Source organism: Citrobacter freundii complex sp. CFNIH2, assembly GCF_002880615.1.
Lineage (GTDB): Bacteria > Pseudomonadota > Gammaproteobacteria > Enterobacterales > Enterobacteriaceae > Citrobacter_A > Citrobacter_A amalonaticus_F.
The window spans coordinates 1,232,098-1,245,083 of sequence record NZ_CP025757.1; the positions used below are offsets into that span (position 1 = coordinate 1,232,098).

General features: G+C 53.5%; 10 protein-coding genes and 1 pseudogene. 8 read left to right on the top strand and 3 right to left on the bottom strand.

The window, feature by feature from the left end; translation table 11 throughout:
* Positions 1 to 381 precede the first annotated feature (381 nt).
* Entirely contained in the window at positions 382 to 909 is a 528-nt protein-coding gene (locus WM46_RS06275) for a C40 family peptidase (protein WP_102601746.1), read from the top strand.
* 156 nt (positions 910 to 1,065) lie between these two features.
* On the top strand, positions 1,066 to 1,338 hold the full coding sequence (locus WM46_RS06280; protein ID WP_043000605.1) for a DUF333 domain-containing protein: 273 nt from the start codon (positions 1,066 to 1,068) through the stop codon (positions 1,336 to 1,338).
* 7 nt (positions 1,339 to 1,345) lie between these two features.
* Here WM46_RS06280 and hslJ read toward each other — a convergent pair whose 3' ends face one another.
* Together hslJ and WM46_RS06290 are read right to left on the bottom strand one after the other, a co-directional pair.
* A complete protein-coding gene (hslJ, locus tag WM46_RS06285) occupies positions 1,346 to 1,768 on the bottom strand; it encodes a heat shock protein HslJ (RefSeq protein ID WP_061077621.1) in 423 nt (140 codons plus the stop codon).
* Between the two features lie 109 nt (positions 1,769 to 1,877).
* Complete coding sequence (locus WM46_RS06290; RefSeq protein WP_102601747.1) at positions 1,878 to 2,867, bottom strand: 2-hydroxyacid dehydrogenase; 990 nt, start codon at positions 2,865 to 2,867, stop codon at positions 1,878 to 1,880.
* Between the two features lie 780 nt (positions 2,868 to 3,647).
* Between WM46_RS06290 and WM46_RS06295 the strand changes: the two genes are divergently transcribed.
* The 5 genes and pseudogenes from WM46_RS06295 to WM46_RS06315 all read left to right on the top strand — a co-directional run.
* A complete protein-coding gene (locus tag WM46_RS06295; protein WP_102601748.1) occupies positions 3,648 to 6,287 on the top strand; it encodes a YdbH family protein in 2,640 nt (879 codons plus the stop codon).
* Complete coding sequence (locus WM46_RS06300) at positions 6,284 to 6,475, top strand: YnbE family lipoprotein (protein WP_042318873.1); 192 nt, start codon at positions 6,284 to 6,286, stop codon at positions 6,473 to 6,475. Before WM46_RS06295 ends, WM46_RS06300 begins: the two co-directional genes overlap by 4 nt.
* A gap of 7 nt (positions 6,476 to 6,482) precedes the next feature.
* Complete coding sequence (locus tag WM46_RS06305) at positions 6,483 to 6,806, top strand: YdbL family protein (protein ID WP_102601749.1); 324 nt, start codon at positions 6,483 to 6,485, stop codon at positions 6,804 to 6,806.
* Positions 6,807 to 6,920: 114 nt separating this feature from the next.
* Positions 6,921 to 7,796: an aldo/keto reductase family oxidoreductase gene (locus WM46_RS06310; RefSeq protein ID WP_102601750.1), complete on the top strand. Its 876-nt coding sequence runs from the start codon at positions 6,921 to 6,923 to the stop codon at positions 7,794 to 7,796.
* 14 nt (positions 7,797 to 7,810) lie between these two features.
* Positions 7,811 to 8,259 (top strand): annotated as a pseudogene (locus WM46_RS06315) (GFA family protein); the annotation flags it as partial.
* Here the strand turns inward: WM46_RS06315 and azoR are convergent.
* Positions 8,257 to 8,862 carry an FMN-dependent NADH-azoreductase gene (gene azoR / locus WM46_RS06320; protein WP_043000613.1) on the bottom strand — a complete coding sequence of 202 codons (606 nt, stop codon included), beginning with the start codon at positions 8,860 to 8,862 and terminating at the stop codon, positions 8,257 to 8,259. The pseudogene WM46_RS06315 and the gene azoR overlap by 3 nt on opposite strands.
* Positions 8,863 to 9,064: 202 nt before the next feature.
* Here azoR and hrpA point away from each other — a divergent pair, with 202 nt between their 5' ends.
* Positions 9,065 to 12,967, top strand: coding sequence for an ATP-dependent RNA helicase HrpA (gene hrpA / locus WM46_RS06325; RefSeq protein ID WP_102601752.1), 3,903 nt, complete (start codon positions 9,065 to 9,067; stop codon positions 12,965 to 12,967).
* Positions 12,968 to 12,986 lie beyond the last annotated feature (19 nt).

Consider the following 12,986-nt stretch of genomic DNA (forward strand, 5'->3'; position numbering starts at 1 on the left):
TTGTATATTTAATTGTGCTTTTTTGTTATGAGTTAGTTATTGCTTGCGCGAGAGTCGATATATAAAACGCATTGTCCAAAAATGGATTGAGATTTCCTTTGAGGATTTTCTTAATGAATTTATTATCCTGGCCATTATCTCATGATGTGAATTTCTTAATAAGACTTTTTAAGTTCGGTATCAGGCCGCCCGCGTCTATACTGAGCGCCGTTCAGGACGGGAAGGGGATGTAAACCTTTGCGTTATTGAATGCTAATAATCTTTTTTATCGCGAATACGCGTTATAACAAAAATGACTCTTTTATTTATCGTTATCGATAACTCTTCTTCGTGCGCCAAAAGTATGGATGTGTTCAGATATTTAATTGTTTTGATTAGGTTATGTTACGAATATTACTGCTTACTTTACTTATTTCCGTCTCATCGTCGTCATTTGCCTTCGTGAAAATCCAGGCCAAAGACTGGGGATTCAATACCTTTTCGCAACTCTCTTATTCTGAAGGGCACTTTTCACAAGCGCCTGTTCAGAATAAGAAAGCGCAACTTAAGCGTCGCATTATGAGTGAATTTGCGGTGTGGAGAGGAACCGATTACCGCTGGGGAGGTGACAGCCGCAATGGTATTGATTGTTCGGCGTTTACGCGCAGAATTATTGCCTCGGTTATCCATAGACGCTTGCCGCGTACCGCGCAGGAGCAAAGTCATATGGGGCAGAGAGTTAGTCAGCGTGAGCTGAAAGTCGGCGATCTGGTGTTCTTTAAGACAGAGCCGAACGTGCATCACGTTGGCGTCTATATCGGCAATGATACCTTTATTCATGCCTCCAGCTCGCAAGGCGTGACAATGTCATATTTATCGAATCAGTACTGGCAGGCGCACTATTTGACCGCTCGCCGGGTGAGCGCATAACGACAGAACAGGGCCATGGGATCCAAATCCGGGTGAAAAAGCGCAATAAAATGCGGCGGGGCCGCATAATTGCGCGTTTTGACTCTCGACGCGACGGATTCGGATGCCTATTATTAGTGCGGCTTGTTTACGCTTACAGAATATGAGGGGAGTCAAATGCGCGCAGCGTTTTGGGTAGGATGTGCCGCGTTATTATTGTCGGCTTGCAGCAGTGACAATGAACCTGTTCAGCAGGCGACAGCAGCGCATGTCGCACCGGGTTTAAAAGCATCGATGACCAGTTCCGGTGAGGCCAATTGCGCCATGATAGGCGGTTCACTTTCCGTTGCCCGTCAGTTAGACGGATCGGCAATCGGTATGTGCGCGCTTCCCAACGGCAAACGTTGCAGCGAACAATCCCTCGCCGCGGGAAGCTGTGGTAGCTATTAAGCGCCCATTACTGCATTAAATCGGCAAGTTTATAGCTTAACGTATGTTCCGCTGTGGCCAGAGTGAGCTGGTTGGCGGTCAGGTCTACTTGTGCGCCCTGTTTCAGCATGGTGCTGAGGGTATTATCCAGCTCGCTGAGCTGGGGATCGGCGCACATCATCCGGGTCATCGCCATCTCTTTTACCTTCAATGCGCCGTCAGAAAGTGATGCCTGACCGTTGAAGCGATTACACATATTGCCCGAAATCATCATCTTTTCGCCAAAACTCAGTTCAAGCGGATGACCCGTCGCATTGATCGGTTTACCGTCTACGCTCTCCAGCACAAAGCGGTGATGCTGTAATTGCTCACGGCTGACCGACACTTTTCCATTGCTTACACAACCTGCAACCAGCAGGCTCAGCGCAACCAGCGCTACGACCTTCTTCATGTTAACTCTCTGCATTAAAACGTAATCGCCACCGACAGCATACCGATCTTATCGCCAGTGGCTTTGGGGAAATTCTGAAATGCCCTCCTGCGAACAGGAGGGCGGCGGATCAGAACAGGGCGTTAGGGCAGGTTTCTCCGTTCGCTAACTGCTGTAAATTTTGCAGCGTGGTCTCAGAAATACTGGTCAACGCTTCAGCGGTCAGGAAGGCCTGATGCCCGGTGAACAGGACGTTATGACAGGCCGACAGGCGACGGAAAACATCATCCTGGATAACGTCGTTCGACTTATCTTCAAAGAACAGATCGCGTTCGTTTTCGTAAACGTCCATTCCCAGTGAACCAATTTTCTGATTTTTCAACGCTTCAATCGCTGCCTGTGAATCGATCAGGGCGCCGCGACTGGTGTTGATGACCATCACGCCATTTTTCATCTGATCAAACGCTGCATGGTTCAGCAGGTGATAGTTTTCCGGCGTTAACGGGCAGTGCAGCGAAATCACATCGGATTCGGCGAACAGCGTCGGCAGATCAACATATTCCACGCCGAGCTCGAGCGCAGCTGCGCTGGGGTACGGATCAAACGCCAGCAGACGCATTCCAAAGCCTTTCAGGATACGCAGGGCGGCGATGCCGATCTTCCCGGTACCAATCACACCCGCTGTTTTTCCGTGCATTGTGAAGCCGGTTAACCCTTCCAGTGAGAAGTTAGCATCGCGGGTACGCTGATAAGCGCGGTGAATACGGCGGTTAAGGGTCATCATCATGCCCACCGCATGTTCCGCGATGGCTTCCGGAGAGTAGGCCGGGACACGAACGACCTGCAGACCTAACTCTTTTGCCGCATCCAGATCGACGTTATTGAAACCCGCACAGCGCAACGCAATGTACTTAACACCATGATTTTTCAGTTCTTCGAGCACCGGACGACTGCCATCATCGTTCACGAAGAGACAAACCGCTTCGCAACCATGTGCGGTTTTAGCCGTTTTCTCCGTCAACAGAAAATCAAAGAATTCAAGATCAAAACCAAAGGCTTCGTTAACCTGCTGCAGGTACTTTTTGTCGTACTGTTTTGTACTGTAGACGGCGAGTTTCATAAGTCTTTCTCCAGTGATGTCGAATCACAATTATCGAATTCAAATTATTTTACAAAACATAAAATATTATTGAAAGTGATACCTCTAATGAATAATTTTAGAGCATCCATAGGCTGTTCGTTCAGTGTGTCAATTGCAGATTTTAGTAAGGTGGTCGCGCTGCTCCTCACATCTGTTTCGGTGACACAAACAACCCTTAGTACATCCGGTTACGACTGATATGGCGTCAACATCGATTAATATCAATATGTTCCTGTGTAACAGACTGCAATTCACCCTAATGCCTGCAGGTGAGAGACGTCAGTTTTCGCTCTCAGATTTAATTATCAGATGGTTCCCTGTGGGCAAAACATGTGGTTCAGAAATAGATAATGAGATCGACAGTGATATATTCAGAGCGATGAGCAGGTCTGCATTTCTGAGGGCACAGGAAATGAATAATCGTTAAAATCTGCTTCTGCTATGGAGGTTAATCATACAGACCTCACAGTGCCCGTATTCTTGTCATTTCCTCACTCCCTCCAGCCTCTGACTTTTCATATCAACCGGGACTGAAAGCCGAATTGTGGGCAATAGTTTTCCGGCTATTGCCCGCGGGTAGTCTTTAGATTTATCTGATAAGCCTCTGTAATTTATCTTACTTTCTGATTTTTACGATGGCGAAAAGTTTGTGTGTCATCCTGGAGCATCTATTCTTAATCTGGGCATGGTTAACTAAACATGACACAATAGCGGCCTAATTCGGCTTAATTTTTCGCTAAATCAGGATATTAACTGCCCATGAAGGGTAAATATAAAGCCGTTCTGGCGCTTCTGTTACTCGTGATCCTCGTGCCGCTGACTCTGGTGATGACGCTGGGGTTGTGGGTTCCCACGCTGGCGGGCATCTGGTTGCCGGTTGGAACGCGCATTGCGTTGGATGACAGTCCCCGATTCACGCGCCATGGTTTACATATTCCTGAACTTCGCTATCTGGTTGATGATTGCCAGTTGGCCCGGGTCAGTCAGGCCCAGTTGTCGCATCCCAGCCGTTGGCAACTGGATATTGGCACGCTGGAACTCGATTCTGCCTGTCTGGCAAAACTGCCGCAAACGGAACAATCTCCCGCCGCGCCGCGCACTCTCGCTGAATGGCAGTCCATGCTGCCCAATACCTGGATCACTATCGACAACGTTATTCTTTCACCCTGGCAGGTATGGCAGGGCAAACTGAACGTCTCGCTGACCGCTTCCCTCCAGCAACTGCGCTATCAGGGCGATAAGGTGAAATTTCAGGGGCAGTTGCGTGGTCAGACACTGACGGTGAGTGAGCTTGATGTCATGGCGTTTGAAGGCCAACCGCCGGTCAAACTGGTTGGTGAGTTCACGATGCCGCTGGTGCCGGATGGACTGCCGGTGAGCGGGCACACCGTCGCCACGCTCAGCCTGCCGCAGGAGCCATCGCTGGTCGATGCGGAACTGGAGTGGCGTGAGAATGCCGGGCAGTTAATCGTGGTGGCACGGGATAATGCCGATCCGCTGCTTGACCTGCCGTGGGAACTCACGCGCCAGCAGTTAACCATCAGCGACGGGCGCTGGTCATGGCCTTATCAGGGCTTTCCCCTCAGCGGGCGTCTGGGCGTGAAGGTGGACAACTGGCAGGAAGGCACCGAAAACGCGGTGATCAGCGGACGGCTTAATGTGCTGACCCAGGGGGTAGCGGGGAAAGGCAACGCGGTGCTTTCGTTTGGGCCGGGAAAACTGAGCATGGACAACAGCGCGATGCCGCTGCAACTGACCGGCGAAGCCAAGCAGGATGATCTGATTTTCTATGCCAGATTGCCTGCCCAGCTGACCGGCAGCCTGACCGATCCGGAACTGACGTTTGAACCTGGCGCGCTGCTGCGCTCGCGCGGACGGGTCATCGACTCGCTGGATATTGACGAAATTCGCTGGCCGCTGGCGGGCGTGAAGGTCACTCAGCGTGGCGTGGACGGACGATTGCAGGCAATTCTGCGCGCCCATGAGAATCAGATGGGGGATTTCGTTCTGCATCTGGACGGTCTGGCGAATGACTTTCTGCCCGATGCGGGGCGCTGGCAGTGGCGCTACTGGGGCGAGGGCAGTTTTACCCCGATGCACGCGAAATGGGATGTGGCAGGCAAAGGTGAGTGGCATGACAACACCATCACGCTGACCGATTTGTCCACGGGATTTGACCAGCTTCAGTACGGCACCATGAAGGTTGAAACCCCCCGTTTGATCATGGATAAACCGGTCGAATGGGTGCGTGATGCGGCACACCCCCGGTTCAGCGGAGCGCTCTCGTTCGATGCCGCAGAAACGCATTTCTCCGGCGGCAGCGTTTTGCCGCCCTCAACCCTCAAGTTCAGCGTGGAGGGGCGTGATCCAACCTTTTTCGTGTTCAAAGGCGATTTACATGCCGGGGCGATCGGCCCCGTGCGGTTAAACGGTCGTTGGGATGGCTTACGTTTACGCGGCCAGGCCTGGTGGCCAAAACAGTCGCTGGAGGTGTTCCAGCCGCTGGTGCCGCCAGAGTGGAAAATGAAATTACGGGAGGGCGAACTGTATGCCCAGGTGGCGTTTTCGGCAGCGGCAGAGCAGGGATTCGAGGCCGGTGGTCACGGCGTTTTAAAAGGCGGCAGCGCCTGGATGCCGGATAACCAGATCAACGGCGTCGATTTCGTATTACCGTTCCGCTTTAGTGCGGGCGCGTGGCAACTGGGGACGCGCGGACCGGTTTCGCTACGCATTGCCGAAGTCGTCAACCAGGTGACCGCTACCAATATCACCGCCGATCTGGAAGGCGCTTATCCGTGGAGTGAAGCCGATCCGCTGCTACTGACTGACGTGAATGTGGATGTATTGGGCGGTAAGGTTTCCATGCAACAGCTGCGCATGCCGCAGCACGACCCGGCGCTGGTGCGGGTGCAAAATATCTCCTCAAGCGAACTCATCAGCGCGGTAAATCCGAAACAGTTTGCCATGTCCGGGCCGGTGAGTGGTGCGCTCCCTTTGTGGCTGAATGATGAGAAATGGATTATCAAAGACGGCTGGTTAACCAATCCGGGTCCGATGACGCTGCGCATCGATAAAGACACCGCCGATGCGGTGGTAAAAGACAACATGGCTGCAGGGGCGGCCATCAACTGGTTGCGGTATATGGAGATTGCCCACTCGTGGACCAAAATCAATCTGGACAATCTGGGCGTATTGACGATGCAGGCGCAAATTCGTGGCAACAGCCATGTGGATGGCAAGGTCGGCACGGTGAATCTCAACTACACCCACGAAGAGAATGTCTTTACGCTGTGGCGCAGTCTGCGCTTTGGCGACAATCTCCAGGCATGGCTTGAACAAAACGCGGCGCTGCCGGAAAAAACCTGTCAACAAGGCAAGGAATGTGAGGAAACCCAATGAAAACAATGACGGCCATGCTGGCGCTTCTCCCGCTGTGGTTAGTAACGGGCTGTACGCCGCGCATTGAAGTCGCGGCGCCAAAAGAGCCCATCACCATCAATATGAACGTCAAAATTGAGCATGAGATCCATATCAAAGTGGATAAGGACGTTGAAAGCCTGCTCAAATCCCGCAGTGACTTGTTCTGAGGTGATAATGAAAAGAACCTTTATTCTGGCGACGCTCATTCTGAGTTTGCTGAGTGGCAGCGCCTTTGCACTGACGTTAAATGAGGCCAGAACCCAGGGCCGGGTCGGTGAAACGTTCAATGGTTATCTGGTGGCGCTGAAACAAGATGCACAAACGCAGGCGCTGGTCAGTGAAATCAACAAAGCACGCAGCGCCAGTTACCAACAGTTGGCCGAGAGTCACAACATCCCGGTCGATGAAGTGGCGAAAATGGCCGGACAGAAACTGGTCGAACGCGCGAAACCAGGAGAATATGTCCAGGGCATCAACGGGAAGTGGTTGCGGAAATAACGAACGTTAATCGCTGTCTGCGGTTTTTCCTTTTTGTTGGGTTGCACGTAATAATTTGCAGGGTAAGTTTCTATACTGTCTTTTCTTACGCGCTATTCAGCAGAAGGGGCAGTTATGGCAAGTCATAGTAAATCTGACACGTTTTCACTCGGTTCCCGGCAGGTCAAACGCATAGGATATGGGGCGATGCAACTGGCTGGGCCTGGGGTTTTTGGTCCACCGCGCGATCGTCATGTTGCATTGACGGTGCTGCGGGAAGCGATCGCGCTGGGCGTCAATCATATTGATACCAGCGATTTTTACGGTCCGCACGTCACCAATCAAATCATTCGCGAAGCGCTGCATCCTTATCCGGACGATCTGGTGATTGTCACTAAAATCGGCGCCCGCCGTGGAGACGATGCCGCCTGGCTACCGGCATTCTCGCCAGCGGAACTCAGGCAGGCGGTTCACGATAATCTGCGCAATCTTGGCCTGGATGTGCTGGATGTCGTTAATTTACGCATTATGCTGGGCGACGGTCACGGCCCTCATGAAGGATCCATTGAAGAGAGTTTTACCGTGCTGGCTGAGCTTCAGCAGCAGGGGCTGGTCAAACACATCGGCCTGAGTAATGTGACTGCCAGCCAGGTGGCGCAAGCGCGCCGTATCGCAGACGTGGTTTGTGTGCAGAATGAGTACAACATCGCCCATCGTCAGGATGATGCGCTGATCGACTCACTGGCGGAAGACGGCATTGCTTACGTCCCCTTTTTCCCGCTGGGCGGGTTTACTCCGCTCCAGTCTTCAACGCTCTCAGAGGTGGCCGCGAGCCTCAATGCAACGCCGATGCAGGTCGCTTTGGCCTGGTTGCTGCACCGTTCGCCGACTATTTTGCTAATACCGGGAACGTCGTCGGTGACGCATTTGCATGAAAATATGGCCGCAGGGGATCTGACTTTGTCAACTGACGTGCTGGCAACGCTGGATAGTATTGCGCAAAAGGTGTAAGGCGGAGGTTAAAAATGACTGAAAAACTGACTGCGCAGTGCCACTGTGGTGCCGTCAGGTTTACCGTTCAGCTCAGCGATGGATTCAATACCATCCGGCGTTGTAACTGTTCATTTTGTCGGATGCGCGGTGCGGTGGTTGTTTCTGCGCCGTTGATGGGGATAACGGTTCTCTCTGGGCAGGATAAACTGACGGAGTATCGTTTCAATACCGGCACAGCAAAGCATTTTTTTTGTTCAGTGTGTGGGATATACACTTTCCACCAGCGACGCTCCAGTCCGGATCAGTATGGCGTGAACGTGGCATGCATTGAGAATGTGTCGCCGTTCGATTTTGCCTGCGTGGAAGTTACTGACGGGGTGAATCATCCGAGTGACGGTGCGAGTAACGGAGTGGTGGGATATTTGCGTTATCAGGCAAGGTAATCAAAAACCTCCCGCCGGAGCGGGAGGGGAAGAACTTATGCTGCAACCACGCTATCAATGGCGGCTTTTGCGTCAGACTGCGCTTTAGACGCCACTTCCGGACCGTAGGCGATCCCTTCTGCGAACACGAAGTTCACGTCGGTGATGCCGATAAAGCCGAGGAAGACTTTCAGGTACGGCGCAATCAGGTCAGTTGGGGTGTCTTTGTGGATACCGCCACGGCTGGAGAGGATCACCGCACGTTTACCGGTCACCAGACCTTCCGGACCTTTCTCGGTGTAACGGAACGTCACGCCAGCACGAGCAATCAGGTCGAAGTAGTTTTTCAACTGCGTCGGGATGTTGAAGTTGTACATCGGCGCGGCAATAACAATCACGTCGTGCGCTTTCAGTTCAGCGATCAGTTCATCAGAGAGCGCCAGCGCGTCCTGTTGACGAGGCGTCAACGGCGCGTCGCTCGGGCGCAGGGCACCCACCAGTTCGCCATCCAGTACCGGGATCGGATTAGCAGCCAGGTCACGAACGGTGATTTCGTCAGCAGAGTGCTTTTCACGCCACTGTTCAACAAAATAATCAGACAACTGACCAGACTGAGAGTACCCTGCCAGAATACTGGATTTGAGAACTAATACCTTGCTCATGGGTGTTTCCTTAATAGGTGTTTGAATGGGCTGTGCCCCGTTGCTTGTTGACACTTTATTCACAATCCTGTCGCAGAGAAAGCGCAATATATCGAATCCTATGTTCGAATTTATTGAACAACACATAAAATGTGCTGATGTGGTACTCTATACCTATCATTTAGAAGAGATTTAATCAGGCAGTGCTCTGCCTTTTAACGCTATGACAGAACAACAAAAATTATCCTTTCATGCCTTACAGCAGCAGCTGGATTCACTGATGCTGCGCGATCGGCAGCGCTTTTCGCGCCGCCTGCACGGTGTGAAGAAGGTTAAAAATCCTGATGCACAACAGGCCATTTACCAGGAGATGGCGAAAGAGATTGAACAGGCGGCAGGTAAAGTTGTGCTACGTGAAGCGGCGCGACCTGAGATTACCTACCCGGAAAACCTGCCCGTCAGTCAGAAGAAACAGGCGATCCTCGACGCCGTTCGCGACCATCAGGTGGTGATCGTGGCCGGGGAAACCGGCTCAGGTAAAACCACTCAGCTCCCGAAAATCTGTATGGAACTGGGGCGTGGAGTGAAAGGGTTGATTGGCCACACCCAGCCGCGTCGTCTGGCGGCACGAACGGTGGCGAACCGTATCGCGGAAGAGCTGCAGACGGAGCCGGGCGGATGCATCGGTTATAAGGTGCGCTTTAGCGATCACGTCAGCGATAACACCATGGTGAAGCTGATGACCGACGGTATCCTGCTGGCGGAAATTCAGCAGGACCGTCTGCTGATGCAATATGACACCATCATTATTGATGAAGCGCACGAACGCAGTCTGAACATCGATTTTCTGCTCGGCTATCTGAAAGAACTGCTGCCGCGCCGTCCGGACCTGAAAATTATCATCACCTCCGCGACCATCGATCCGGAGCGTTTTTCGCGCCATTTCAATAATGCGCCGATCATTGAGGTCTCTGGGCGTACGTATCCGGTGGAAGTCCGCTATCGACCGATCGTCGAAGAGGCCGATGACACCGAACGCGACCAGTTGCAGGCCATTTTCGATGCGGTAGATGAACTGGGGCGTGAAAGCCCCGGCGACATTCTGATCTTCATGAGCGGTGAGCGTGAGATCCGCGATACCGCCGACGCGCTGAATAAACTCAACCTGCGCCATACGGAAGTGCTGCCGCTGTATGCGCGACTGTCGAATAGCGAACAGAACCGCGTCTTCCAGTCGCACAGCGGGCGGCGTATTGTGCTGGCGACCAACGTGGCGGAAACCTCGCTGACGGTGCCGGGGATCAAATATGTGATCGATCCTGGTACGGCGCGTATCAGCCGCTACAGCTATCGCACTAAAGTACAGCGTCTGCCGATTGAGCCCGTATCGCAGGCGTCCGCCAATCAGCGTAAAGGACGCTGCGGCCGCGTATCCGAAGGCATCTGTATTCGCCTTTATTCTGAAGATGATTTCCTGTCGCGTCCGGAGTTTACCGACCCGGAAATTCTGCGCACCAACCTGGCGTCGGTCATTTTGCAGATGACGGCGTTGGGGCTGGGCGATATCGCCGCGTTCCCGTTTGTCGAAGCGCCGGATAAGCGCAACATTCAGGACGGCGTGCGTCTGCTGGAAGAGTTGGGCGCGATAACCACCGATGAACAGGCGACGGCCTATAAACTGACGCCGTTGGGCCGCCAGTTGAGCCAGTTGCCGGTGGATCCGCGTCTGGCGCGAATGGTGCTGGAGGCGCAAAAACACGGCTGCGTGCGCGAGGCGATGATCATCACCTCGGCGCTGTCGATTCAGGATCCGCGCGAACGTCCGATGGACAAGCAGCAGGCGTCTGATGAGAAACACCGTCGCTTCCACGATAAAGAGTCCGATTTCCTCGCGTTTGTGAATCTGTGGAATTACCTCGGGGAACAGCAAAAAGCGCTGTCGTCAAATGCGTTTCGTCGCCTGTGCCGGACCGACTATCTGAACTATCTGCGCGTGCGTGAGTGGCAGGATATCTACACCCAACTGCGTCAGGTGGTAAAAGAGCTGGGTATTCCGGTGAACAGCGAACCGGCGGAATACCGCGAGATCCATATTGCGCTACTGACCGGGCTGTTGTCGCATATTGGCATGAAAGATGCCGATAAGCAGGAATATACCGGCGCGCGTAATGCCCGTTTTTCGATTTTCCCCGGTTCCGGCTTGTTCAAAAAGCCGCCGAAGTGGGCAATGGTGGCGGAACTGGTAGAAACCAGTCGTCTGTGGGGACGTATTGCCGCGCGGATCGATCCCGAGTGGGTGGAACCCGTCGCTCAGCATCTGATTAAACGTTCGTACAGTGAACCGCACTGGGAACGGGCGCAGGGCGCCGTGATGGCGACAGAAAAGGTGACCGTTTACGGTCTGCCGATCGTCGCGGCGCGTAAGGTGAACTACAGCCAGATTGATCCGGCGCTGTGCCGGGAACTGTTTATCCGCCATGCGCTGGTGGAGGGCGACTGGCAGACGCGTCATGCTTTCTTCCGCGAAAACCTCAAACTGCGTGCCGAAGTGGAAGAACTGGAACATAAATCGCGTCGCCGCGACATTCTGGTGGACGACGAGACGCTGTTTGAGTTCTACGACGAGCGCATCAGCCATGATGTTATTTCCGCCCGTCACTTTGATAACTGGTGGAAGAAAACCAGTCGCGAGACGCCGGACCTGCTCAATTTTGAAAAGAGCATGTTGATCAAAGAGGGCGCGGACACCATCAGCAAGCTGGACTACCCGAACTTCTGGCATCAGGGCTCGCTGAAACTGCGGTTGAGCTATCAGTTTGAACCGGGAGCGGATGCGGACGGGGTGACCGTACATATTCCACTGCCGCTGCTTAATCAGGTCGACGAGAGTGGTTTTGAATGGCAGATCCCGGGCTTGCGTCGCGAACTGGTGATTGCGCTGATTAAGTCGTTGCCGAAGCCGGTGCGGCGCAACTTTGTCCCGGCCCCGAACTATGCCGATGCGTTTCTGGGCCGCGTAACGCCGCTGGAACTGCCGCTGCTGGACGCGATGGAGCGTGAGCTGCGTCGGATGACAGGCGTGACGGTTGATCGCGAGGACTGGCACTGGGATCAGGTGCCCGATCATCTGAAGATCACCTTCCGGGTGGTAGATGATAAAAACAAGAAGCTGGAGGAAGGGCGCTCGTTGCCGGAACTGAAAGACCGGCTGAAAGGAAAAGTGCAGGAGACGCTCTCGGCGGTGGCCGATGACGGTATAGAACAGAGCGGGCTGCACATCTGGAGCTTTGGGCAACTGCCGGAAAGCTACGAGCAAAAACGGGGTAATTACAAAGTCAAAGCGTGGCCGGCGCTGGTGGATGAGCGCGACAGCGTGGCGATCAAACTGTTTGATAATCCGCTTGAACAACAGCAGGCGATGTGGTCAGGCTTACGCCGTCTGCTGTTGTTGAACATCCCGTCACCGATCAAATATCTGCACGAGAAGCTGCCGAATAAAGCCAAGCTGGGTCTGTACTTCAACCCGTACGGCAAAGTGCTGGAGCTGATTGACGACTGTATTTCCTGCGGCGTGGATAAGCTGATTGACGCCAACGGTGGCCCGGTCTGGACGGAAGAGGGCTTTGCCGCGCTGCATGAGAAGGTTCGCGCCGAGCTGAACGAGACGGTTGTGGAGATTGCGAAGCAGGTCGAGCAGATCCTGACTGCCGTCTTTAACATCAATAAGCGGCTGAAAGGGCGCGTGGATATGACGATGGCGTTGGGGTTGTCGGATATCAAAGCGCAAATGGGCGGGCTGGTGTATCGCGGATTTGTCACCGGCAACGGTTTCCGTCGTCTCGGCGATACGCTGCGTTATCTGCAGGCGATTGAAAAACGTCTTGAGAAGCTGGCGATCGACCCTCACCGCGATCGCGCGCAGATGCTGAAAGTCGAAAGCGTACAGCAGGCATGGCAGCAGTGGTTTAACAAACTGCCGCCGGCGCGGCGCGAAGACGAGGATGTGAAAGCGATTCGCTGGATGATTGAGGAACTGCGGGTTAGCTATTTTGCCCAACAGCTGGGGACGCCGTATCCGATTTCGGATAAACGTATCCTGCAGGCGATGGAGCAGATTAGCGGGTAATTCAGTGCCGGATGGCGGC